The 23,494-nt window shown below is 42.0% G+C and carries 22 protein-coding genes and 1 pseudogene; 12 read left to right on the top strand and 11 right to left on the bottom strand.

Annotated features, from left to right (window positions below):
* The first annotated feature begins 102 nt into the window (after nucleotides 1–102).
* Both B2575_RS05965 and B2575_RS05960 read left to right on the top strand, forming a co-directional pair.
* Entirely contained in the window at nucleotides 103–885 is a 783-nt protein-coding gene (locus tag B2575_RS05965) for a sulfite exporter TauE/SafE family protein (protein ID WP_296240553.1), read from the top strand.
* Nucleotides 886–960: 75 nt separating this feature from the next.
* Complete coding sequence (locus B2575_RS05960; protein ID WP_296240551.1) at nucleotides 961–2,664, top strand: hypothetical protein; 1,704 nt, start codon at nucleotides 961–963, stop codon at nucleotides 2,662–2,664.
* A 14-nt stretch (nucleotides 2,665–2,678) separates the two neighbouring features.
* On the opposite strand, the gene B2575_RS05955 is transcribed toward B2575_RS05960, so the two are convergent.
* The 4 genes from B2575_RS05955 to B2575_RS05940 all read right to left on the bottom strand — a co-directional run bounded on the left by B2575_RS05955 (nucleotide 2,679) and on the right by B2575_RS05940 (nucleotide 5,886).
* Entirely contained in the window at nucleotides 2,679–2,885 is a 207-nt protein-coding gene (locus B2575_RS05955) for a DUF2905 domain-containing protein (protein ID WP_296240550.1), read from the bottom strand.
* 67 nt (nucleotides 2,886–2,952) lie between these two features.
* Nucleotides 2,953–3,870, bottom strand: a complete 918-nt coding sequence (locus B2575_RS05950) for a histone deacetylase family protein (RefSeq protein ID WP_296240549.1) — start codon at nucleotides 3,868–3,870, stop codon at nucleotides 2,953–2,955.
* Nucleotides 3,871–3,988: 118 nt separating this feature from the next.
* Nucleotides 3,989–4,783: a YbjN domain-containing protein gene (locus B2575_RS05945; protein WP_296240548.1), complete on the bottom strand. Its 795-nt coding sequence runs from the start codon at nucleotides 4,781–4,783 to the stop codon at nucleotides 3,989–3,991.
* A 65-nt stretch (nucleotides 4,784–4,848) separates the two neighbouring features.
* Entirely contained in the window at nucleotides 4,849–5,886 is a 1,038-nt protein-coding gene (locus tag B2575_RS05940) for a hypothetical protein (protein WP_296240547.1), read from the bottom strand.
* Between the two features lie 133 nt (nucleotides 5,887–6,019).
* Between B2575_RS05940 and ccmA the strand changes: the two genes are divergently transcribed.
* From ccmA to ccmE, 5 genes are all read left to right on the top strand, one after another.
* Nucleotides 6,020–6,649 carry a heme ABC exporter ATP-binding protein CcmA gene (gene ccmA, locus B2575_RS05935; RefSeq protein WP_296240546.1) on the top strand — a complete coding sequence of 210 codons (630 nt, stop codon included), beginning with the start codon at nucleotides 6,020–6,022 and terminating at the stop codon, nucleotides 6,647–6,649.
* Between the two features lie 139 nt (nucleotides 6,650–6,788).
* Nucleotides 6,789–7,445, top strand: coding sequence for a heme exporter protein CcmB (locus B2575_RS05930; protein WP_045444605.1), 657 nt, complete (start codon nucleotides 6,789–6,791; stop codon nucleotides 7,443–7,445).
* Between the two features lie 241 nt (nucleotides 7,446–7,686).
* Nucleotides 7,687–8,475 carry a heme ABC transporter permease CcmC gene (gene ccmC / locus B2575_RS05925; RefSeq protein WP_201582032.1) on the top strand — a complete coding sequence of 263 codons (789 nt, stop codon included), beginning with the start codon at nucleotides 7,687–7,689 and terminating at the stop codon, nucleotides 8,473–8,475.
* A 44-nt stretch (nucleotides 8,476–8,519) separates the two neighbouring features.
* Entirely contained in the window at nucleotides 8,520–8,741 is a 222-nt protein-coding gene (gene ccmD, locus B2575_RS05920) for a heme exporter protein CcmD (protein WP_045444018.1), read from the top strand.
* 271 nt (nucleotides 8,742–9,012) lie between these two features.
* The gene (ccmE, locus tag B2575_RS05915; protein WP_045453493.1) at nucleotides 9,013–9,513 is read left to right on the top strand and encodes a cytochrome c maturation protein CcmE; all 501 of its coding nucleotides are present in this window, start codon (nucleotides 9,013–9,015) and stop codon (nucleotides 9,511–9,513) included.
* A gap of 105 nt (nucleotides 9,514–9,618) precedes the next feature.
* Here the strand turns inward: ccmE and B2575_RS05910 are convergent, their stop codons facing one another.
* The 7 genes from B2575_RS05910 to B2575_RS05880 form a co-directional block, all read right to left on the bottom strand.
* Nucleotides 9,619–10,467 carry an aldo/keto reductase gene (locus B2575_RS05910; RefSeq protein ID WP_296240544.1) on the bottom strand — a complete coding sequence of 283 codons (849 nt, stop codon included), beginning with the start codon at nucleotides 10,465–10,467 and terminating at the stop codon, nucleotides 9,619–9,621.
* A gap of 320 nt (nucleotides 10,468–10,787) precedes the next feature.
* On the bottom strand, nucleotides 10,788–11,747 hold the full coding sequence (locus B2575_RS05905) for a MetQ/NlpA family ABC transporter substrate-binding protein (RefSeq protein ID WP_296240543.1): 960 nt from the start codon (nucleotides 11,745–11,747) through the stop codon (nucleotides 10,788–10,790).
* A gap of 219 nt (nucleotides 11,748–11,966) precedes the next feature.
* Nucleotides 11,967–12,653, bottom strand: a complete 687-nt coding sequence (locus B2575_RS05900; protein ID WP_060491817.1) for a methionine ABC transporter permease — start codon at nucleotides 12,651–12,653, stop codon at nucleotides 11,967–11,969.
* A 19-nt stretch (nucleotides 12,654–12,672) separates the two neighbouring features.
* Entirely contained in the window at nucleotides 12,673–13,443 is a 771-nt protein-coding gene (locus tag B2575_RS05895) for a methionine ABC transporter ATP-binding protein (protein ID WP_055124775.1), read from the bottom strand.
* A gap of 524 nt (nucleotides 13,444–13,967) precedes the next feature.
* Complete coding sequence (locus B2575_RS05890) at nucleotides 13,968–16,139, bottom strand: sensor histidine kinase (RefSeq protein ID WP_296240541.1); 2,172 nt, start codon at nucleotides 16,137–16,139, stop codon at nucleotides 13,968–13,970.
* A 102-nt stretch (nucleotides 16,140–16,241) separates the two neighbouring features.
* Nucleotides 16,242–16,964 carry a response regulator transcription factor gene (locus B2575_RS05885; RefSeq protein ID WP_055124773.1) on the bottom strand — a complete coding sequence of 241 codons (723 nt, stop codon included), beginning with the start codon at nucleotides 16,962–16,964 and terminating at the stop codon, nucleotides 16,242–16,244.
* Between the two features lie 297 nt (nucleotides 16,965–17,261).
* The gene (locus B2575_RS05880; RefSeq protein ID WP_296240540.1) at nucleotides 17,262–18,554 is read right to left on the bottom strand and encodes an efflux RND transporter periplasmic adaptor subunit; all 1,293 of its coding nucleotides are present in this window, start codon (nucleotides 18,552–18,554) and stop codon (nucleotides 17,262–17,264) included.
* 689 nt (nucleotides 18,555–19,243) lie between these two features.
* Between B2575_RS05880 and pilG the strand changes: the two genes are divergently transcribed.
* The 5 genes and pseudogenes from pilG (at nucleotide 19,244) to B2575_RS05855 (ending at nucleotide 23,477) form a co-directional block, all read left to right on the top strand.
* On the top strand, nucleotides 19,244–19,621 hold the full coding sequence (gene pilG / locus B2575_RS05875; protein WP_045453505.1) for a twitching motility response regulator PilG: 378 nt from the start codon (nucleotides 19,244–19,246) through the stop codon (nucleotides 19,619–19,621).
* Between the two features lie 282 nt (nucleotides 19,622–19,903).
* Complete coding sequence (locus B2575_RS05870; protein ID WP_045444033.1) at nucleotides 19,904–20,266, top strand: response regulator; 363 nt, start codon at nucleotides 19,904–19,906, stop codon at nucleotides 20,264–20,266.
* Nucleotides 20,267–20,269: 3 nt separating this feature from the next.
* Entirely contained in the window at nucleotides 20,270–20,800 is a 531-nt protein-coding gene (locus tag B2575_RS05865) for a chemotaxis protein CheW (protein ID WP_055124771.1), read from the top strand.
* A 516-nt stretch (nucleotides 20,801–21,316) separates the two neighbouring features.
* A pseudogene (locus B2575_RS05860) lies at nucleotides 21,317–22,390 on the top strand (methyl-accepting chemotaxis protein); the annotation flags it as partial.
* 145 nt (nucleotides 22,391–22,535) lie between these two features.
* Nucleotides 22,536–23,477: a CheR family methyltransferase gene (locus B2575_RS05855; protein WP_414707420.1), complete on the top strand. Its 942-nt coding sequence runs from the start codon at nucleotides 22,536–22,538 to the stop codon at nucleotides 23,475–23,477.
* Nucleotides 23,478–23,494 lie beyond the last annotated feature (17 nt).

Raw genomic sequence — 23,494 nt, 5'->3', positions numbered from 1 at the left:
GAGCAGTTGGCTGGCATCATTGGTGAGACAATATGGCAACGCCACAATGGTCACAATGCCTAGTTATGTCACTATTAATCCAGATATTAGGTCTTAATGTTTATGCCTAATATGATGGATAGCGATAGCACCCAGACGTTGTTATTGATGGTAATCTTTGCGCTGGCATCGTTGCTACACGGTATTAGTGGGCTGGGTGTGACGTTGGTGACGACCACTGCGCTTGCTAGTATCTATCCGTTACCACATGCCATTGTGTTGGTCATTTTTCCGTCATTATTGCTTAATGCCATGACTTGGCTCGCGGGTGGCGGGCGCACAATCTGGCAAAATTTCATCTATTACGGCAGGCGCTATTGGTTACTGGCGTTGACCAGCTTACTCGGTAGTATTCTAGGCGCGAAGCTCTTACTATGGGTCGATAGCGCCTATATTTTATTACTATTGGCAGCCGTTATTGGTTTTTACGTCATAAGCAGCTTGCTTGGTAAGCAACTCCGTCTACCTGCTACCAAGCCTGTGTTAATCATCGTTGGTTTTAGTGCAGGGGTGATTGGCGGCTCGACCAATGCTATGTCGACCATATTGATGATGTATCTACTGTCTGCCAGCGATGATAAAAATACCATCGCCAAAGTCGGTAACATGTGCTATTTTTTGGGTAAAATCGCCCAAATTATCGTATTACGTGAGCCTATTATGGCGCTCAGCAGTGGTGAATGGCAGCTGATTACTTTGCTCAGTGTTTTATCTATTGCCGCGCTTTTAGTTGGTATCCGCTTACGTCGTTATTTACCACAAGCACGCTTTCGTCAGCTCATTTTATTGATTCTCACGGTGCTTGGGTTGCGTGTCGGCTGGCAGGGTGTTACGGCGTTATTGTAGTAAAGAGTTCTTTTTATTCCTTATTGAAATAATACTCCCTTTAGATAAACATATATTTATCGGCTAAAATAATTTATGAATCTAGATTCCATTAGAGCCTTAGGTAGTAAACTACGGAGAAGTAATGAAGAAAGCTTAATTCTCGATGAATGGAGCATTTTTCATACTTACACAAGCTTTTTAGATGTGAATGATTTAGACCTTTACGAAGTTGCAGCAGCGCTTGTCGGTAATGACTTTGCTCCATGTATTCTACATAGAGATGGTACAACTTGGTTTAAGTCGAATGGAAGAGTATTGTTTGGCGAAACCATTTACGGAATTGAGTCAGGTAGAACTAAAGTAAACTTGATAGGACAAGATTCTGATAATATTCTTGATCAACTAAATGATTATGCTCAAGAGTCATGGTATCAATCGATTCAATTTAGAATGAATGAATTGATTGTTTTTGAAGATAGTTTTCTAACAGATTATATAAGAATATCGGTAGGACTCATCAAAGCATTTTCAGAAGAAAAACAAGTCAACTACCACCTATACCTAACAATAAAGTTATATATAAACGGCGTGATCATAGTCGAATATAGAGAAATCTCACCTCAAAAAAAGTTGCATTACGCAGATTTTATCAGCTCAGATTTAAATTTAGGCATGGTTAGTTTTGAATCTGTTGAAGTGCCATTAACCATAGTAGATTTAGGTGCTAAAGCTTATCATGAGTCTACTTTTAAATACTCATTTCACCAAAGATTAAAAATAATAGGTATAGGTAAGCGACATAGCAGAGCAGTTCAGGATGTAAAAAAGAGTGTGGAAAGTGGTGATTTTGTTTTCGAGTTAGCTGAACTGATAAATTTAGAAAATAGTCGTGAAAATTTAAGCTCTATCGCTCAAACTATTTTTTCTATAATTGGATATATAGCAAGTAATCCCAGACAAGGTCTAAGCTATATCTTTTTCGGACAAAAGAAATTAATCAAAGCTGGAAATTTTTGGAGTGGTAGGCCTTACACATTTATTACTAATTTTGAAGGGCAAAGGACATCAGCTAAAGAGAATATTGATGTTTTTGGACATAGTTTAGGGTGCATAATGGGAAGGAGCATTATACAAAAGGAGGCTAATCCCAAACAGTATTTATCCAAAGACTATAGATACTTTGATGATTACTCAATATTTCTGTCAGACTCTTTTTCATTATGTGTCTGGTCTAAACAAGGTGTTGATTCGCAGAAAGAATGGAATGATTCTAATAATGGCAGCTTAATTTATGGACAACAAGCTATAAATGAATTTTTAGAATATGGTTATATGATAAACAGAATGTTACTTCAAAAAGTAAATGACTCGAAAGATTTGAAGGCTGTTAATCAGTTAAGGAGCCAAATATTAGATTTCAAAAACTATATTAAAGACGCACCTAGGCATGGCGAGATTAGAGAGCTTATTAATGCGTCGTTAAAGGAGTATGGAGTGCCAGAGTTAGAAGCTAGAATAAATCAAAGGCTTGACTTGAGACTAGATGAGCTCAATCGTCTATATAATGTTAATAATAATTCTACGAATAGATTAATCGCTATAACATTTGGACTAATAGCTTCTTTTTCTCTATCAAATAGACTTATTGAGCCAATATGGCTTTACTTAAATTTTCCAATCAGTGATAACCAAAATGTGCAAAGTTTAGTATATATAATTTTTGCTTTTTCAATATCAGTCTTTCTAATTGCTGTTATATTAATGGTTAACAAGTATGTAGTTACTGAAAAAGGTTAGTACAAACGGTTTATTTAACGATTATATAAATTCAACACGATAGTCACGACGACACTGATCACTATCATGGTTACGATCGGGAAATAAACGCTAGTATTGCCTGATTTGTGTTTAATATCTCCTGGCATATTACCTATCCACGAAAACGCGCTTGGGAATATCAGCCAGATAACGCCTATAAGAATTAGAACAACCCCGATACCAATCAAGATTTTTGCCATATAAAAACTGCCTCGTGACGTTATTTCGCATCGCCTATTAATTCGCTAATTATTAATCCGCTAATAGTTAGTTAGCCCTATCATTAAAAAATATCTGTTGCGCCAAACGAAAGGTATTACAGTGCGCTTCAACCACATCGTCGATATCTTCTGAATAGCCACCACCCATCACGATAGCGATAGGAATTTTAGCGGCTTTTGCTTGGCGTAACACATATTCATCACGCGCTTTACAACCCTCTATCGTCAGCCCTAACTTTCCTAATTTATCAGTTGCCAGCACATCGACAGCGGATTGATAAAATATCATATCTGGTGCAACGTCGCTAATCAAACGTGGTAATGTCGCCTCTAGTGACTGCAAATACTCCGCATCGCCAGTATCATTGTCTAGCTCAATATCCAAATCTGATACTTGCTTTCGAAATGGATAGTTTTTTGCGCCATGCATGCTAAAAACAAAAACGCGCGGCTCACCTGCCATAATACTGGCATTGCCATTGCCTTGATGGACGTCTAAATCAACGACCAAAATCTTTTGCGCTTGTCCACGATTTAATAATAAATTACTCGCGATACAGACATCATTAAACACGCAAAACCCTTCGCCATGATCAGCAAACGCATGATGCGTGCCACCTGCGACATTCATCGCCGCGCCATATTGCTGCGCATATAATGCACACTCATAAGTTGCATGAGCAATATAACGTCCACGTTCTACCAGCTCAGGTGTCATTTCAAAGCCAATGGCTCGCGCTTCCTTTCGTGGTAGCGTTTGGGTTTTCAGCTGATACCAGTAGTCCGCAGTATGCGTGGTCAAAATCTCATCTTCGCTCAAACGTGCAGGGGCAAAAAAGTTGTCGGTACTGATAGTGCCTTCAGCCAATAGCCGCTCGGGAATCATGGTGTATTTTTGCATAGGAAAGCGGTGTTTTTCAGGCACAGAATATCGAAAAATATCAGAGTAAGCAATTTTTAGCATAGTGTTAGAGGATGTCTTTTTTGAAAAGTATTTTAAGGATAAATAGGTTTAAGCGCTTTGAAAGTAAGGTACAGATGAGACATTGTAAAAGCTATGGATAGCTATGGTAGTCAGTTCATTACTGCACAAATTGCGTTGGCAAAAAAAAGGTTCTAGAATCTGATTGGTGACGTAGCTCGGTCAGCAATGTCGGTAAGTCTTCCGCAGGGTTTTGATTATCGATCAAATCACTAAATATCTCATTCGCGACCGTGGTCATCGCGATGACACTTTGTAATAAATGCTCGATAGCATCATTACCGATGCCTACCGCTTCGACATCGATAGCGTGTTTGTAGCGTATCTCGCCATCATTGACATCCATTTCTAGATTGCCGATTAGCAAGTCATAATTTATTTGAGTAATCAGTAGCATCGCCGCGCTTTGATGACTCTCTGGTATTAAAAATGGCAAAATTCCATAGACTGCCAGCAGCTTGTTGTTTTCTTGCACGCGAAACAAATAGCCGCAATCGAGACTTTTATTGCGCATTCTAAGCGATAAGTGATGTGATTGCTGACGGTCATTGTTTTTGTTGCCACTGCTTTTGGGTCGATAGTGAGTATAGTGCCATTGCTTATCATTAAAGTACTGTTTCAGAAAATCGATAATGGGCGTGTCGCTAGTTTCGTGTTGACTGGCACTCGAGTTAAAGGCGTCAGTTTCTGAGTGTTCGCTATTATTTTTGACATCAGATTCAGAATCGATTTCGGTATTATCATGAGCGTCACTAGTATCCTCATCATCTGTATCACTACTATATATGTCATGAGGCTCTGTTTGCGTCATATCAATTTCATCAGCTTGCACTGCTGAACCAGTCAGTAACTGTTTGAGTTTTTGCCACAAGCTGAGTGTATTACGTTGACTCATAAGTATGGTGCTGTCAAATAAATGAATGAGATGGAAAATTGAGACAAATACATCAAGACAGTAAATTATTGAGCATTAAGTGCTAAACCTTCTTTGATATTCGGTTGCTCATAAAACGCTTGTAACATTTCACGAATATGTGCCGTCAACCACTCGCTTTCAATGGCATCGTGCACTATAGGTAATAGCGCTGTACTGAATTGAGTCATGGCCCGCTCATCAATATGAAGACTCGAAACTACTGTCGCAATAGTATCTGACTGATGATTACCATACCAAGTATCGATGCTCGCTGCCACAAGGCTGTGTAAGTAAGGCGACTGGCGCAAGCGGTTATAGCTTTGCTGAATGCTGGCCTCGATATGATCGATACTGCTGTTGTCAGGTTCATCACGCAGATAAGTCTGTAGATGACTGACAGGCTGGTCTTTGATTCGCGCCCAACCAGTGATTAATAATCGTGCGACTTCGTCATTTGATAAATGCTCTTGCGCATTGGCTTCTGCGCGGCGTGCTAAATCTTTAATATTACGATGCAAATACGCCTGCAGTTTTTCATCAAGATTTCTATTGGTCGCCTTTTCAAAAGAGCTGCGCCCAAATTTCATCAGTTTGCCAGCAGCGCCTGCTTTATCCAGCGTGGTTTCCATAAAGTCGTTAATGGCGTGATATAGCGTTTGGGTTAGCAAATCGGCAAAAGTCTCGTTGCCGACCAGGGTATGAATCAAGATATTGCGTTGCTGCTCATGGCTACCCACATAATTGGCAAGGGTTTCAACTTGAGTGTCATCCACCAGCTCAGACAGTGGCACGTTATCATTGACTGGATGATAAATAATCGTATGCAAGATATCGCGAATATCTTTACGTATCACATCAGTCATCGGTTGATTGAGTAGCCAGTCATTAATCAGCTGTTGCAAATCATCGGCACTGACATATTTATTCAATGGCTGTGCAGCAAACCATTGCCATGCCTGCATAGACAGCGGTTCAGCTTGCATGCGTAGCCATTGCTGCATAAACGCAACTTGTGCCTCGATTAAGCCATCTATGGTTAGCGCTGGCATATCTAAATTTTGGTTATCTTTTGAAGTCTGCATAGGTTTTGAGGTCATAATAATCGACAATTTGTTATACTGTGTGGGTGGGGTAAGCATAAAGTATTATGCCATGAACGTCATCTGTGTTTGTGATGAATATTGATTGCCGCTTAATAAATAATGAGAGGTTTTGATGACAGCTCTGAATACCGCCTTACTTGCGCTTGATGAGCTGACCGTTCAGCGCGGCGAAATCCCTCTATGCGAAGGGGTTGTACTCAATCTGGCAGCTGGTAGCATTTGCCATTTAATTGGTGCCAATGGTACTGGTAAGACCACTTTACTGATGCAGCTGGCTGGGTTATTGCCAGTGTTAAGCGGTGAGGTTTATTATCAAGGAGTAGCGAATTTACCTATTCAGCCTTTGTATGTGTCGCACCAGTTGGGTATACATCCAGATCTAACGGTCGCACAAAACCTGACCTTTCTGCTAAATTTATATGGGATTAGCCCAAGCGTTACTGATATTGATGATGCCCTCACTTGGGTAGGATTACAAGGCTTTGAGACGATTAGCTCAAGCCATTTATCTGCTGGGCAAACCCGCCGTATCACCCTTGCAAGGTTATATTTATTGACCCCTGAGGTGACACCATTATGGCTACTCGATGAGCCTTTTACTGCCCTTGATGTCGATATGGTAGCGCGAATGGAAGACAGATTGCGCGATTTTGCCCATGAAGGCGGCGCTATATTAATGACCAGTCATCAGGCCGTTGGTGTTGCCAATCAAGTGCTCGATTTGTCCGATTATATGGTTTGAATACTAGTTTGCATACTCTCAGTATAAGTGTCCCAAGCATCCGTAGAAGAGCAAATAAATGATAGAAATAGACAATCCAGTACAAACAGTGAATAAAAGCTCAAATACTGACTTAGCTGCGGTGCGCGGTATCAGCTTTATGCAATTATGGCGGCGCGAGTGGCAAGTCAAACAGCAGGGTGCCGTGCAGTGGCTTTATCCGCTAGTGCTGTTTTTGGTCATTATCACCTTATTTCCGCTAGCAGTGGGTAGCGAGCCTGCACTATTGCAACGCCTTGGCGTATCGGCGGTGTGGATTGCCGCTTTGTTGTCACTGGTCATGGGTGTCGATGGTTTGTTTAAGCCTGCCCTTGATAATGGCACGCTGGCGCAATTGGTCGTTGCCAAAGCATCATTGCCCTTATGGGTGTTGATTCGTTTGGTTATCCATTGGATTTTTAGTAGTGGTATTGTGGCAGCGCTTAGTTTACTTGCCGTGCCTTTGTTTCAGCTTAGTTGGTTTGAGGCGTGGATATTGATGGCTTCTATTGTGACGGGCAGTCCGATGCTCTTGATGCTGTCAGCGGTCGCGAGTAGTTTGACGCTGTCATTAAAGAATGGTGCGGTGCTGGTGCCTTTGATTGCTTTGCCGATGCAGTTACCAGTGTTGATTTTTGCCACAGGAGCGGTTGATTTATTTGCCACTGGTCTCAATGGTTTACCGATACTGGCTTTATTACTAGCAGGCAGTATTATCTCGGTTTTGGTGATGCCATGGGTGATTGCCATGACGTTAAAAATGGCGTGGCTGAATTAGAAACGACATAAGTTATGTACAACTCTCTGTATTGAGAGTTTGTAATAAAAAACGCTATAAAAAACCTTTGTATTAACAGCATGTTGAAAACTGGCAATTTTGCTATAATAGTCAGTTAACTAAGCAAACAATCACTTGTAGATTTTATCCAGTGTTTAACGCCGGCAGGTTAGCAGGTAGTCGCGCCCATGATGCGCTATATCGGTTACAACCAATACGCTGTGCCAATAGGTTTATTCCCATGCCCAACTTGAATAACGTCTCATCTCCTAGCTTGTGGCAGCGCATCTGGCAAGGCTTTTTGACCACTGTGGGTACCAAGCAGTTTTTTCGCATTTTTTCGCCTTGGGTCAAGTGGTTAGCCATATTAGCCAGTATTTGCCTATTGATCGGTAGTATCTGGGGTCTCGCTTTTGCGCCGCCTGATTATCTGCAGGGTAATAGCTACCGCATTATCTTTATTCACGTACCCGCTGCCAGTATCGCTATTTCCATCTATTTTGCCTTAGCAGTGCTCGGGGTCATTTTTTTAGTTTGGAAAATAAAAACGGCTAGCTTAGTGGCACAGGCGCTTGCTCCGCTAGGATTCTTGCTCTGTGTGATTAGCTTAATCACGGGCTCTATTTGGGCGAAACCCACTTGGGGTACTTACTGGGTTTGGGATGCACGTTTGACCTCTATGCTCATTTTGGCGTTTCTGTATGCGGGCGTGATGGCGTTATTTGCCGCGTTTGAGCATACTGCCAATCGTGGTAAAGCCGCCGCCATTTTGTCTATTGTTGGCGCAGTAAATCTGCCCATTATCAAGTATTCAGTACAGTGGTGGAACACCTTACATCAAGGCTCGACCTTTACTTTGACCGCCGCGCCCAAGATGTCAGCAGATATGTGGATGCCATTATTACTGATGATTATTGGTAGTTATTTATTAGTGGCAACATTAGCGATTTATCGTACCAATACCCTTATCTTGTATCGTGATCAAGGCAAAGCGTGGGTCAAAGAATACATTCGCGGGCAAGCTAAATGATGGTCATGACTGTCGCCAAAAAAAATCACGGCTAGGAAAATATTATGCAGCCTTACTTTTATAGCGTATCTGAGTTTCTTGCCATGGGTAAGCATGGTGTTTTTGTTTGGTCGTGCTGGGCAATTACCGTTGGCATGATGCTGGCGTTTGTTATTTACAGTCGTAGACAACGACAGGCTTTAATCAAGCAGTTGACCATTCAGCAAGCGCGGCAAGCACAGCGTACTGCTAAAACAACCATGCCTGTCACCAAGCAGCCTAATTAACTAGTAGGTTCGTCCTATCTAACGTTAGCCGTTAATTTTTAGCCACTCAATCTGTAACTTAGCACTTGATAAAGAGGTGACTGCCACAGAGGTTATAGGGCTTATTGATTTGTCCGAAAAATGCTACCATATAGCCATTAGAAGAGTACGATTAGAAAGACATTTTTAGAACGTTTTTCTAATGATAGTTTCTTCAAATTTTTCTGTTTTATATATTTGTATGGCATTGACTATAGTTTATAAAACAGTGACTCATCAATGAGGTAGTGGTATGAACGCAGTTCGTCGCAAAAAACTGATGTGGGTTATGTTTACGCTTGCAGGAGCGGCGATAGCCGTGGTATTGGTTCTTTATGCCATTGGGCAACAGACCGATTACTACTTTGATGCTACCGCGATTGCACAAGGTGAAGCACCACAAGATAAGCGTATTCGAGCAGGCGGTATGGTCGTTGCGGGTAGTGTCCAGCGCGCAGAAGACAATCCACTAAACGTTGAGTTTGCTATTACGGACTTCCAATCGACCGTACCTGTGACTTATCAAGGTATTTTGCCAGATTTATTTGCTGAAAACTCAGGCGTCGTCGCGACAGGTAAGATGCAGGGTGATACTTTTGTCGCTGGAGAAGTATTGGCGAAGCATGATGAAAACTACATGCCGCCAGAAGTGGCCAAATCAATGAAAGAAAACAACCGTAGCGGTGTAGTGCCTCCTTCTGAGCAATATAATCCTGCTGAAAAGGTGCATGAGACGGATACTCTACAGCAGTAGTTATATAATCCATACCATAGTAAAAGAGCCGCTAACATATTATTAGCGGCTCTTTTTTTACATGAATTTTGGTACTAATAAGTTTCGATAGTTTTTTACGAGAACTTAGTCGTCCCATTCAGGCGAGTAATCTGGATGCTCGATTTTACGACCATCACTACTGGCAAGTTTGCCAATTTGCTCTAACTCATCGGTACTCAATTGCACTTTCATTGCGGCTAAGTTGCCTTGTAAATGATCAGGGTTAGCAGTCTTTGGGATAGCAATACGATGCTTGTCTGCCAGAATCCAAGCCAATGATATCTGTGCTGGCGTGACATTATGTTTGTCAGCGATTTCTTTAATAATCTCATTATCGAATACATCCCCGCGTGCAAGTGGTGAATAAGCTTCGAGTAGAATGTGGTGATTGTTCAAAAAAGTCTGCAAGGTTTTTTGCTTGATGAACGGATGAAACTCAACCTGATTGACCACAATCGGTACATCAGCATATTTCTCAGCTTCAATGATATTGGCAATATTAAAGTTAGAGACCCCGATATGGCGTGTCAAACCTTGTTTCTGTAGTTCGCACAAGGCAGGAATGGTTTCAGATAAAGGAACACGGTCATCCGGCCAGTGCAATAGTAGCAAATCAACATAATCAGTATCTAAATCTGCTAAAGAGCGTTTGGCGGCGGCAATCAATTCCTCAGGCTCAAACTTCATGTCATCAGGAAAAATCTTTGTGGTCAAAAAGAACTTATCACGAGATACTCCTGATTGTTTGATACCTTGACCCACTTCTTTTTCATTACCATAAGCTTGAGCGGTATCGATGTGCTCGTAACCCATTTTCAACGCTTGGCTGACGACATCAACACAATCTTGACCAGTCGATTGCCATGTGCCAAGCCCTAGTACCGGAATATTTGCTTGTCCAGCAGTACGAATATTATAAGTTTTAGCACGCATCTTATTATCCTTGTTATTTATTTATGTATTTATTGATAGAGCATCAAATCATCAATATTCTGATTACCCTCTCTATTTAACTTACCCACTATAGAAAAAATTGGCAGCAAGTAAAAGGGCACGTGACGCTTTCCTACAAAGGACAAACAGGCTGTAACGTCATTTTTAGTAACTGATAGACAGCAGCGAGCGGTTAAAAAATAAAAATCGTAAAATCGAGTCCATAAAAAACGCCCATCACTATCTAGCAATGGGCGTTTACAATCGGGACGAAGACGATATTTAAGTATTTTGGATTTAAGTGCTTTTGGCTTAAGAGCTTATTGAGCAGCCGCCTCTACAGGTGCAGGTTTTGTTGCGGTATCCGTGTGCGCACTGTGATCAGAGCCCCAGATTTTTGGGTACTTATAACCAGGGAAAGTTTCATGAGCATACTTTTTAAAGGCTTCTGAATTATATGCATTGGTCACATCTTCGACCCATTTTTTGCCAGCATCTGCTGATTTGATGGCTGACCAGTTGACATAAGCAAAGCTAGGCTCTTGAAATAGCGCTTCAGTCAGCTTGATACCAGCATCCGTGGCATAGTTGCCATTGATGACGGCAAAGTCGACTTCATCACGAGCACGTGGCAATTGAGCGGCTTCTAACTCAATGATTTCAATGTCGTATTTGCTGTTATCAGCGATGTCAGTTTTTGATGCCGTTAGTGGGTCAATATTGTCTTTTAGCGTGATCCAGCCAAGATCATCCATCATCACCAGCGCACGAGCAAAGTTACTTGGATCATTTGGTGCAGAGACTCTCATGCCTTTATAGACATCATCAAGCGTGGTCTTTTTACCTGAGTAAATGCCAAGTGGGGCAGTAGGTACTTGGAAAACTTCTACCAGATCAAGATTGTTTTCTTTTTTGAAGGTATCAAGATAAGGCTTATGCTGGAAGATGTTGATGTCCAAATCACCTTCAGCCAAGGCAAGGTTTGGGCGTACATAGTCAGTAAAAGCAATCAGCTCAACTTCGTAACCTTGCGCTTCCAGTGAGCTTTTCACTTGGTTACGCACCATATCGGCGAAGTCACCTTCGGTGGTACCGATGACGATTTTGGTATGCTCAGGATCGATATCGCTAGCGGCAGTCTCTGCTGTTGAGCCTTCAGTAACAGGCTCTTTAGTCGCTTCTGGTGCTGATGAGTTGTTGCAACCAACCAAGATTAGGCTTGATACGCCAACGGCAGCAAATGCAGTCGCTAACTGACGGCTGATATCTGTTAATTTCATGGAACTTCCTTAATAAGAGGGATGGGATGGAGGGCAAACGCTGGCCATTAAAAAAGCAACATTAGGGATAGTAATGCTGCTAAGTTAACGACTGTTAAGTTAGTATCAAAATTAAAGGGTCTCAGTAACAAAGTCAAGCATTTTGCTTAGGATGAATCGGCATTAAACCTTGAGTATTATTCATATTAGCGTTAATTGACTCTGTCTAAGTCTTTTTTTCTATCGTTTATCCAACCGGTTAGCCAACCAATTACCCGATGCTTGAATGGAGACGACCATTATTGATAGGACAATAACGATAAAAATCATCACCTCCGTTTGATAACGATAGTAGCCATAACGAATGGCTAAATCCCCCAGACCACCGCCGCCAATCATACCTGCCGCTGCTGAATAAGAGAGCAGGCTGATACAGAGAATCGTCACGGACAATACCAGTCCTGAGCGTGCTTCATTGAGTAGGACTTTAATAATAGTCAAGGGACGTGCGCCCATAGACTCGGTCGCCTCAATGATACCGCGTGGCACTTCACGTAAGTTTTGCTCGACCAAACGGGCAAAATAAAACGAACCTGCAATGGCGAGTACCAATGAGGCCGCAATCGGTCCAATACCCGTGCCAACGATAGCCTTCGTAAATGGGCTCATGGCAATCATCAAAATGACAAATGGGAAAGCACGCATGAAGTTGGTGATACCACCAAGCAGACCATACAATGTTTTGTTTTGCAAAAACTGTCGATCACTGGATAAAAACAAAAATACGCCAAACAACCCACCGATGACAATGGCCACCGTCGTTGAGATGCCAAGCATAATAAATGTATCAATAAACGCGTTCACAATCTCTTTGCGCAGGGCAAACAGCTTGTCTATCGAGGCGGATAATTCACTACCAGTTAACATGTTTATTTCTCCTGCCTCATTAGTCTTCGTGCACTAAGCCTTTGCCAATCGGGGTGGTCGCCTGAATCAGACCGTCTCTCACATCCGCAACTTCCAAGAGTTGACCTTGATGCAGTAATGCGGCGCGATCACACAGCCTACGGATGACACTCATCTCATGAGTCACAATCACAATGGTGACGCCAAGTTGTTCGTTGATATCGCGTAGACAAGTCAACAAGCTGCGAGTCGTCGCAGGATCAAGCGCACTGGTTGGCTCATCAGCCAATAATACTTTAGGACTGGGGGCAATCGCTCGGGCAATACCGACACGCTGTTTTTGTCCGCCTGACAGCTGCGCAGGGTAGTGACCAGCGCGGTCTGTTAGATCAACAATCTCTAGGCAATCCATGACTCTTTTATGAATGTCGCGGCTCGGATATCCTGAAACGGTTAAATTAAAGGCCACGTTGTCAAAAACAGTACGATTGGACATCAGATTAAATTGCTGAAAAATCATACCAATATTATGCCGAGCGATACGCAATTCACTGGCAGACAATGTGGTCAAGTCGGTGCCATCGACGATGACTTGACCAGCATCTGGACGCTCAAGCATATTGATTAGGCGTAGCAAAGTAGACTTACCGGCACCCGAGTATCCCATTAGGCCAAAGATTTCGCCTTGCTGGACAGATAACGAGGTCGGTTCAACGGCAGTAAACCAATGTGGTTTGCCATCTTTGTCTTTGATTGATCGGTCGCTTAAAAAACTCTTGGTCACATTGTTTAAGACAATCATGTCATTCATGGAGGGCTCAAAATTCAATAATTTTTTTAATAGTCACAAACGCGCTGTCGGGCCTCTTTAACAATGTAAGAAGCCAATTAAGAAACAACCGTTAATAACCCTATAATAAGGGGCGCTAATATAGCATATTATCGAGCACTTTGGATATGAACATCCGTGACAGGCTTATGATTAATAGCTATTAGTAAGAGAGGTTTTGTAGAATATGAGTCACGATGATCGAGTAGAATGAAGTGTCTGTTCATAGCACCTTATATAGTCATTCCACCATAAAAATATTACTGCGTTAACCTCGCTTGAAGTATTAAATATACATCTACACTCGGTTGCCTCGTACTACTTTTAAATTGAATCGACTATAGCATCGCTGACTAGGTCGTGTCCTTATTTTAAAAATGGTGATAAAAATTGCCGTCAAACAACGAAAGTAGAGCAAATAATATCGAGATATTGATACGCTATTTGACGATGTTTGGCAAAATTAAGCCCATTTAAAGAGTAATAGATTGAATTGAAGAAACGCCCTAGTCATGTTGGTGATAATGTGGGTCGTGCTTGACTGGTATAACAACTAAAAACCTGGTATGTCCATTCAACGTATCAGTAATGATGCGCCCTTGATGGGCGGTAACGATTTGTGATACTAGTGATAAGCCTAGTCCAGAGCCTTTATTTTTTTGTTGCAACCGCACAAATGGGCTAAATACTTCTTCACGTTTGTCTTCTGGAATACCCGTGCCTTCATCAATCACTGCCAATACTGCATATTTCGGTAATGGGCGTACAGGATCGGTCTTGGCTTTTTTTAGATGCTTGGCAAACAAGCCTTCTTTGCGCGGTGTACTGAGTACTTCTGTAGGATTTTGAGTGTTATTTTGAGCATCACCCTTGTCGCGTGTAGTGCCACCTTTATTTATTATGGCACCTTTGGATTTAGGAATTGCATCATTCAAGGCAGTACTCTTAGCGTCATTGATAACTGCAGATGGCTCTTCAGTGTCAGGAACTGCTTTCCAAACCACCTTTTTAATTTTGTCAGTCAAATCATTGGTAAAGTTATGATAATTAGCAATCAATGAGGATGCACTGGTGCTTCCAACGGTATCGTTACTGTTGACTGAGTTTGTCGAAGTACTTGAGTCAGTTTGAACACTATTCACATCAGTAGATTCTGTTAAGGTCGCACAGGTTTCAATAGAGTCAATGTCGCTGTTGGTATTAATATCAGCCTTATCTATTTTAGTCTCTATATTCACATCGGTATCGGAATTGAGATCATGCTCAACCGCAATATTTTCTCCGTTTCTATATATCGGTGGTGCTGGCAACAGGATAATAGCATCCGTTGCTTCAGATTTAACTTTACCAGTAATATGAGAAGAATCGTTTAAGTGTGTATGATTATGCGCAATATGATTATGCGTATCGTCTTCATTAACCTCGATTGGTTCGTGATAGGAGTCAAAATCAGAGCTATTATAATCGGCAAAGCTACTGCAGAGTATCGTTTGTAGCAGGTAATCAGGTATGGTATCTGCTTCATCAATAGTTTGCACACCATACAATAGTACTGTCACGGGTGGCTTGCCGTGTAGCATGGCATTAGTTAACAAGTTGCGAATCAAATGGGTCAACATCGATGATTGACCATCGATCACAATATGTTCACCAATGAGCGTCGCTTCAGGATAATGTTGACGTTCTTGATTCACTAAATCATATAAATCTAAACTTTCAACTTGCTGCAAGGCATGACCGGCGTCTAAACGACTCACCAATAAGATACTCTCTACCAAATCATTGAGCCCTGACAAATCGCGGTTAATCGCTTGCGCACGTTTATCAAACTTTGCTTTGGTATCAGATGGTAGCGCCCCTGCGAGCATATCCATCATCTCAATCTGTAAGCGAATACGAGTAATGGGGGTACGTAGCTCATGAGAAGCATGTGCTAAGAGCAGGTTATTGGCATCGATAAGGTGTTCGATTTTTTGTGCTGCTTGATTAAATCCACGCGCTAGTGAGGCGATCTCATCGTTACCACGAGCATTCACCCGTACGGTAAAATCACCATCACCCAGTTGCGCCATCTGCTGGCTCATCTGATTGATGCGCCAAGTGATGGTACGAGCAATCCACCATAGGACACCTGCCATAATAAGTAACAGTAGTAGTGTGCCAGTAAATAAATTCAGCGCAGAAGAGAGTACTGGTTTTTTAGGCGGTAAGCGTGACTCATACAAAAGCGTATAGCCGGTGCTGCTATAAACCTGAGCTTGCTTGGTAGGGGAGGTATCTGCGAGAGAGGGAAAAACGCGTGAAAATAAAGAGGGCGGTGCGGGCAACTCCAACGGCAAATCGCTGTTATCCGTTTGCATTAGCAATCGACCTTCGCTGTCATACAAGCCCATCTTTGCCTGTAATGACTCATCAAAGATATCAAAGCTCTTTTTGACCACTGCTAGCATAAAGCGCGCTTGCAAGCGCTTGTCCTCGCTAACAGAGATATTCAGCTCATGCAAGAAAGGGTCTATTTGTCCTAAAATCTGAGTGGCCAATACTTCTGATCGAATACTTGCATCTTTATCGTGCACAAGTTGCGTCAACAGCACCATCGCCACTGCAAATAAAATAAGTGCCAGCATGACACTGGCAAATAACTTGGCAAATACCGAACGAAATCCCAACTGCTGCATTAAACCATCTCTACTATCAGCCGTTTATATCGACTCATACTTCTAATTTGCATAAAAAAATCAAAAGTATGGTTTTTATCGATTGGTTTGCCGCTTTTGTGATCAAACCTGATCAGTGGCAAATTGATAACCAACACCGCGTACCGTAATAATACGTTTTGGCTGGCGTGGGTTGTCTTCAATTAAAGCACGCAAGCGCGAGATATGAACATCAATCGCGCGATCGATATTATCTGAGCTGTCATCATTGGGCATGGCTTGCCACAGTTGCTCGCGATTCAATACTTTACCAGAATGGGTGGCAAAGTAATGCAATAATTGAAACTGATGCGTCGTTAAACGGACAGGCTCATCGTCGATGGTCACTTCATGGCTATCAGGGAACACGCTCAAACGACCAAAGGTCAAGCTGTCAGACTGGCTATCTGCTTGATTGGGCTGCTCATGACGGCGAATAACAGCACGGATTCGAGCGAGAAGCTCACGTGGCTCAAAAGGCTTAGATATATAATCGTCAGCACCCATCTCAAGACCTAGCACGCGATCGGTGGTATCGCCTTTCGCTGTCAACATGATAATTGGCACTTTATTGGTCATGTTGTTTTTATTGCCGCGAATTTTTTGACACACTTGCATACCATCCATGTCAGGCAGCATTAAGTCAAGCACGACCAAATCAATGTCACGCTCTTTGGCATCCAATAACTCAAGCCCTTCTTGACCAAGTCCTGCATGATGGACGTCATAATAATTCATGGTCAGGTAATCGCTGATTAACTCAGCTAGATCAGGATCATCTTCGATTAATAAAATCTGCTTGCTCATGGGTTATCCTCTAGTTGTTGTTATGGTTGGCCAAACGTTTCATCTGTTTTGATATTTTGTATCACGATAAATACATCGCTGATTTTAGGTTCTTAAACAGTTAAACGATTAAGCCTCTAGGTTCTCGAACTTTCTAAGATTTCTCAAACTTTCAAGATATTGAATCATTTAATACCAATGATTCAGAATACTCGGTTAATGCTATATATTGTACGGTCATATTGCCTAATTACGCAGTTACAAAACAAGAGAGGCTTTGTTAATGTTTCTACACAATGTAACTGTCGGCATGCATAGCTATGAGACATTGACTTTTTTACCTTTAGCATCAGCTGGTAAATCAGCCAAACAAATCAAACTGTCGTTGCTAATACCCGCAATTAAATATTGCTTTGTGATAGGGTCATATTCGACTACTTCAATAGGCTGGCGTGTTAGGCGCTGATCCTGTCCAATAATCCACACGTTAGCAGTTAACGGTGACAGAGGCTTATATGGTGACGTTTGTAATTCTGTCAAGTCAGCATCGTGTAACGCGCGCTCAGGTACGATAGTGCCCACATCTATTTGACCATAATTAACCCGCCCAGTGACTTTCATATCTGGCAATAACTTGTCTCGACTTGCTTCATTGTCAATGACGTTAACATAGACCAACAGCTTTTTCGGCTGGCTGGTCGCGGTCAGTTTACTGACTTGTCCTGTGAACTGTTCCGACATACCTTCAGCTGTAAAATTGACAGTCTGACCAACTGAAAGTTGCGGTTCTGCTTGAATAGGCAGGGTCGCGATAAAGTGTAATTTAGTTTCATCGCTAAGTTGTAATAAAGGCGTGCGCGCCTCTAGTCTTTGACCTGCTTTGGCATATAAGTTTTTTACACGACCAGAAAAACTGGCACGCACAGTGACCAAATTATACTGATTCTGCTGCGGTTTTGAGCTCGCCGTGCTATTAGCGCTGGTTTGGCCATTGTTTTTAAGATTGCCCATTGCGTTTTTAGGAGCGCCCACTGTAGCGTTTACTGCTGCCTCTTCTTTGTTAGCAATTGGGTCGTTTTTAGTGGTCGTTGCGCTATTTTCTGCTGTAGGCTGATTGGGTTTTGAGCTAGCGTCCGTTTTTTGTGAGTGTGTTTGCTTTACATCAACCGCATCGTTCGTCATTTCAGAATTTGGGGCAACGCTGTTCGATGCCGAAGATTGCTCCTTGGCTGGGTTAGATGCATCTGCTGTTTTGCTTTCTGATTGCACGCGTCGAACAATAAGCAGCGGCATATCTTTTTCTACCCATTGACCCTCAGTAACCAGTATTTCTTCGACGTTAATGGGGTATGCAGCGATAAGTTTAGTCTGTTTGATAGGTTCGATCTTACCTTGTAAACCAAGACTGGGCTGATAACGTGAAGGTTTTATGCTCAATATATGATCTGGCGTCATGGTCACACTATCGTCGGTAATGACAATAGGGGTATCTACAGTCTCACTGTTTTCTGCAGTCACAGGCTCATTGGTAGGCGGTGATGGCTGACAGGCAGCAAGAAGAAAAGCACTCAGTAGATAAGTGCTATTTTTTAAAAATTTAGAAGCCGTCATAGCAGTCACCATAGTAGTCATCGTTTTATTATATAGTGAATTGCCACTGGGTGAAATAAGCGCAAAAAACTTAATAAACCGCTGACATTAAGGCTACTAAATCCAGTCATTAGCTAAGGTAGGAGGGACAGCTAGTCTGAACATATTTTTATATTACTGACCAGTTCGAATATTGGCTCACTCATAACTGGAAATTAGTCGATAACTGTGCTAAAACAAACATAACAAAATACAATGATACATTTTTATCACAAAAGAAAATTATTCAGCAATGTGCCAAGCGTTTCTATATAATGCAGAAATATCATAAGGTTGATGGTTCTTCTACTTCGGGCTTACCTCTTTTATCGTCATGGTCATCAGTAATAAAAGGTACTCTACCTTGTTTGAAGCCAAATACGGTTGCAGTGGACGATAATAAAAGCAAAATAAGTCGTCTAAAAAGCCATAGGTTTGGCGCAATTTAGTAAGCTTATTAATTAGAAAGTGCGTATAGTAGCCCATGTTGACGCTCTGTTTGACAGGCGGATACTGGCAGCTGATATGTTGACTGTCATAACATATGGTAATGCAAATTTAGCGTCTCATATCAGTCCAATAATGAATGATATGACAGGTTGAAATAACCGTTAAATTTTTGCATTGATGGATGGTATTAAGAATAAATAGTCGTTTATAGGACACTGATAATGGAAAATAATTTTGATGGTTTAAAAGTAATGGTGATTGATGATTCAAAAACCATTCGCCGTACCGCAGAGACTTTATTACAAAAAGCGGGTTGCGAAGTTGTGACCGCCATTGATGGTTTTGATGCTTTAGCAAAAATTGTCGATAACAATCCAGATATTATTTTTGTCGACATCATGATGCCGCGTTTGGATGGCTATCAGACTTGTGCGCTAATAAAAAACAACCCTGATTATGCCAGCAAACCTGTGATTATGTTGTCGTCTAAAGATGGCTTATTTGACAAAGCGCGTGGTCGTATTGTGGGTTCAGATGAGTATCTGACCAAGCCATTTAGTAAAGATGAGCTGTTCGAGGCAATTAATCAGTACCGCTAATATAAATAAGTCCACTTGTAGATATATCATTAAATATTGTCTTACAAGTTGGTATGATTTATGCATAGCTATGCTTTATATAGAGTCAGATAAATTAGGCTAGGCATTACGGTTAAGAGATTTAGTATTGATAAAATATTACTAATAACGGCTCAATATTTAATCGAAACTGTTAAGAGAGTTGCCCTGCCATTCATGGTTGGCGTGCTACTTTCAGTCGGATTGTCTCAATAATATAACAACATATCCTTATGGATACTTTCGAAAATAAAGGAAATTCCTATGACTACAGTTTTAGTCATTGACGACTCACCATCTGAGATGGCGAAATTTCGCGACATGCTTGCCAGACATAATTTTAAAGTATTAGAGGCTATAAATGGTGAGCAAGGTTGCCAGATGGCCATTGATCACTTACCAGATGTCATTTTAATGGACGTGGTTATGCCTGAGATGAACGGTTTTCAGGCCACTCGCAAAATTACTCGAGGTAAAACCACCGCGCATATTCCAGTGATTATGATCAGTACCAAAAATCAGGAAACCGATCGAGTTTGGGGAAAACGCCAAGGCGCTAAAGAGTATATGGCAAAGCCCGTTGACGAAAATGGATTGGTTAATATCATTCGTAAAGTAATGGAGTAGATTGTGGCTTCCAGAGGGTTTATTGAGCTTCTGCGTTTAGCAGACTTGGCACGCGCGCGCAAAAGTGGTCGCCGCGGTGGACAAGAGTATGACTGGCAAGGTGTGGTATTCGAGATTGGCGGACAGCGGTTAGTTGCACCGATGGGTCAAGTATCAGAAGTATTGGCCATGCCAGAGTATACCAGCTTGCCTCTAGTGAAGCCTTGGATGCTAGGCATCGCCAATATTCGCGGACGCCTATTGCCAATCACCGATTTGTCTCAGTTTCTACAGGTTCCTAGTCGTTTAACGCAAATGAGCCAACGCAAAGTCATTGTCATTGAACATGACAATCTCTTTTCAGGACTGTTAGTGGATCAAGTTATTGGGATTGAACAATTTACGCATGATCAATACCGTGCCGAAGCTATAGAGCCTAATTCGCCCTTTGCTCCTTATAATCACGGTAAGTTCTTTAAAAATGAGCAAGATTGGTATGTTTTTATGCCAAGCCTGCTCGCACAAGACCTGCAGTATACCGATGCTGCAATATAGCAGTCGATAACAGCTATCTGGCTGCTATAACGATGACGAAATAATAGCGAATGACATGATACGGTTGGGTGTCAGTATTCATACAGGCTTTGCTAATCACTGTTGTTTTTATAACAATAAGATTGTCAAAGTCAGTCACGATGAGACTTTGATGATTGTTTGAAAGGAATACGTACGATGAGTGATGTTATAAAGAAACCTGTAGCTGGTACGAACAATACAACAGATGGCAAGGACGCTAATAGCAAGTGGAAGTTATTGTTAGGGTTTTTTGTGCTAATAAGTGTGGCCTGCCTGATTTGGCTGGTCAATTCGTTATCGTCAGTAAGTCAGTACTTGGCTGATTTTAATCAATCCGTTACTTTACCAGCGATTATATTTGTCGTAGGGGTATTAGGCATCCTCTTTGCTCTGTATCAGTTACTGAAGCAGCGTGGGGGATCAGAGCGCCTACTCATTGAAAAAGAAACCTTGCGTCGTCGTCAGGAAGCAGAAGCGGAATCTGAGCGAGCGCGTCAAATTCAAGAAGAAAACGAACGTAACCAGATTGCTATTCTACGTTTACTTGATGAATTGGGTGATTTAGCAGAAGGTGATTTGACGGTTAATGCCACCGTATCAGAAGATTTTACTGGGGCAATTGCTGACTCAGTGAACTTTGCGATTGACCAATTACGTCAATTGGTTTTGGTTATTAACAACACGGCTGACCGCGTTTCGCAGTCTTCAGACCAAACACAGATGAATGCAGTCGAACTTGCTGAAGCATCTGAGCACCAAGCACAAGAAATTGCTGGTGTATCGGCGGCTATTAATGAGATGACAGTATCGATTGACCAAGTTTCGAACAACGCTTCAGAATCAGCGACTGTTGCTCAGCGCTCAGTAGCCATCTCTCATAATGGAGCGGAAGTTGTACAGCGCTCTATTGAAGGTATGAACGTGATTCGTGATCAGATTCAAGAGACCTCAAAACGTATTAAGCGTCTTGGTGAGTCTTCGCAAGAAATTGGTGATATCGTTGGTTTGATTAATGATATTGCTGATCAGACCAACGTTTTGGCATTGAATGCTGCTATTCAGGCATCGATGGCAGGTGAGGCTGGTCGAGGCTTTGCGGTCGTTGCTGATGAAGTCCAACGTCTTGCTGAGCGTTCAGCTAACGCTACCAAACAGATTGAAACCTTGGTAAAAACCATTCAGGCAGATACCAACGAAGCAGTTATGTCAATGGAATCGACGACCTCTGAAGTTGTGCGCGGTGCACGTTTGGCAAAAGATGCTGGTGAAGCCCTAGAAGAAGTGCAGAGCGTTTCTAATACCTTGGCTGACTTGATTCAAAACATCTCAAACGCCGCTTTGCAGCAGGCAGAATCTGCTGGTCACATCTCCCATACGATGAATATTATTCAAGATATTACCTCACAGACCTCTTCTGGCACAATGGCAACCGCGCGCTCTATTGGTGAGCTGAGCGAAATGGCTGCAGCATTGCAAGAGTCAGTCACTGGTTTTAAAGTGTCGAACGATGATGAGCTACTAGAAAACGAGATGTTGGACACCGAAGAAGCGTTATCAGCAAGTGTGTAATGACAAGTGTTAACGTCAAGTAGGTGTTAGACCACTGACCGTTTTTAAATTAATGTGTTAATAATATGCTGTGCAGATACGATGATTTGCAGCAGTGACTATAGCAGGTGACGTGAATAATTTTACTCAACCAGACAGCAATCTAATTAAAGCAGTTAAGCCCTCGTTGATTAAGGGTTTGCTGCAGGCAGACAGTTTTGATGTGCAGCAGTGGCAGCGATATATAGAACAAGAGATTGGTTTCGTTCTACCCAATGTCCAGCTGCAATGGTTGATAAATGCGATTGACCACACGGCATTATCACATGGATTGACAGTTGAAAAGCTGTGGTGTCAACTACCAAAAAACGATGAAATACGCCAGCAGTTATTGGATAAAGTACTGATTCACGAAAGTCGTTTTTTTCGCCATATGCCTTCTATCGATTTTGTCACAAAGTGTGCATTACAGCATCAGCGCCAGCAGCTTACTGCCACTAGTACTGATCGTGGTCACAACAATGATGCTAATGATTTATTTCGCATTTGGAGTGTTGGTTGTGCCAGTGGGCAAGAAACATGGTCATTGGCGATGAGCTTGGCTTCTGAACAATTGATTAATTATACGATATTGGGTACAGATGTTAGCCAACAAGCCATTACAAAAGCACGACTAGGGCAGTATGATAAGCGGCAGCAGACGTTAATTCCAGACCTGTGCCAGCAGTTCGTTCAGTCATTGCGAGCTAAGTGTGATATCAGTCAATCGCATTTTTATAAGGTGTCTACCGCAAAAAAGGCGATGACTGGCACTCAGGCAGACTGGCAGATTGCGTCAACGTTACGACGCTATGTTAGCTTCGCTTTACACAATATTATTGAGCAAAAACCACCCACTTCGCACCTTCAGCATGTCATTATCTGTCAAAATATGCTGCTATATTTTCGCAAGTTTGATCAGCGTGATATTTTGGCAAGGCTATCAGAGCAGTGTGCGTTAGGTGGATATATTATATTGGCTCCAGGTGAGGCGTTGTTTTGGCGTCCTTCAAATATGCGCCGTATTGCGCACCCACAGGTTAATGTGTGGCAAAAAATTAATGTCTAGATTAGTGCCTAGACAAG

It is taken from the genome of Psychrobacter sp. UBA6739, assembly GCF_002453835.1.
In the GTDB taxonomy this organism is placed as follows: domain Bacteria; phylum Pseudomonadota; class Gammaproteobacteria; order Pseudomonadales; family Moraxellaceae; genus Psychrobacter; species Psychrobacter immobilis_A.
Note: the sequence above shows the minus strand (reverse complement) of the source record. Positions and strands in the feature narration are given on the sequence as shown.

What these genes read in the sequence shown, in the direction of transcription:
- pilG (WP_045453505.1), top strand. Translation starts at nt 19,244, where the DNA reads ATGGAAAATAATTTTGATGGTTTAAAAGTAATGGTGATTGATGATTCA.
- ccmD (WP_045444018.1), top strand. Translation starts at nt 8,520, where the DNA reads ATGCAGCCTTACTTTTATAGCGTATCTGAGTTTCTTGCCATGGGTAAG.
- B2575_RS05940 (WP_296240547.1), bottom strand. Translation starts at nt 5,886, where the DNA reads ATGCAGACTTCAAAAGATAACCAAAATTTAGATATGCCAGCGCTAACC.
- B2575_RS05930 (WP_045444605.1), top strand. Translation starts at nt 6,789, where the DNA reads ATGCAATTATGGCGGCGCGAGTGGCAAGTCAAACAGCAGGGTGCCGTG.
- B2575_RS05900 (WP_060491817.1), bottom strand. Translation starts at nt 12,653, where the DNA reads ATGTTAACTGGTAGTGAATTATCCGCCTCGATAGACAAGCTGTTTGCC.
- B2575_RS05950 (WP_296240549.1), bottom strand. Translation starts at nt 3,870, where the DNA reads ATGCTAAAAATTGCTTACTCTGATATTTTTCGATATTCTGTGCCTGAA.
- B2575_RS05905 (WP_296240543.1), bottom strand. Translation starts at nt 11,747, where the DNA reads ATGAAATTAACAGATATCAGCCGTCAGTTAGCGACTGCATTTGCTGCC.
- ccmC (WP_201582032.1), top strand. Translation starts at nt 7,687, where the DNA reads ATGCCCAACTTGAATAACGTCTCATCTCCTAGCTTGTGGCAGCGCATC.
- ccmE (WP_045453493.1), top strand. Translation starts at nt 9,013, where the DNA reads ATGAACGCAGTTCGTCGCAAAAAACTGATGTGGGTTATGTTTACGCTT.
- B2575_RS05955 (WP_296240550.1), bottom strand. Translation starts at nt 2,885, where the DNA reads ATGGCAAAAATCTTGATTGGTATCGGGGTTGTTCTAATTCTTATAGGC.
- B2575_RS05890 (WP_296240541.1), bottom strand. Translation starts at nt 16,139, where the DNA reads ATGCAGCAGTTGGGATTTCGTTCGGTATTTGCCAAGTTATTTGCCAGT.
- B2575_RS05945 (WP_296240548.1), bottom strand. Translation starts at nt 4,783, where the DNA reads ATGAGTCAACGTAATACACTCAGCTTGTGGCAAAAACTCAAACAGTTA.
- B2575_RS05960 (WP_296240551.1), top strand. Translation starts at nt 961, where the DNA reads ATGAATCTAGATTCCATTAGAGCCTTAGGTAGTAAACTACGGAGAAGT.
- B2575_RS05910 (WP_296240544.1), bottom strand. Translation starts at nt 10,467, where the DNA reads ATGCGTGCTAAAACTTATAATATTCGTACTGCTGGACAAGCAAATATT.
- B2575_RS05965 (WP_296240553.1), top strand. Translation starts at nt 103, where the DNA reads ATGCCTAATATGATGGATAGCGATAGCACCCAGACGTTGTTATTGATG.
- B2575_RS05870 (WP_045444033.1), top strand. Translation starts at nt 19,904, where the DNA reads ATGACTACAGTTTTAGTCATTGACGACTCACCATCTGAGATGGCGAAA.
- B2575_RS05885 (WP_055124773.1), bottom strand. Translation starts at nt 16,964, where the DNA reads ATGAGCAAGCAGATTTTATTAATCGAAGATGATCCTGATCTAGCTGAG.
- B2575_RS05880 (WP_296240540.1), bottom strand. Translation starts at nt 18,554, where the DNA reads ATGACGGCTTCTAAATTTTTAAAAAATAGCACTTATCTACTGAGTGCT.
- B2575_RS05895 (WP_055124775.1), bottom strand. Translation starts at nt 13,443, where the DNA reads ATGAATGACATGATTGTCTTAAACAATGTGACCAAGAGTTTTTTAAGC.
- ccmA (WP_296240546.1), top strand. Translation starts at nt 6,020, where the DNA reads ATGACAGCTCTGAATACCGCCTTACTTGCGCTTGATGAGCTGACCGTT.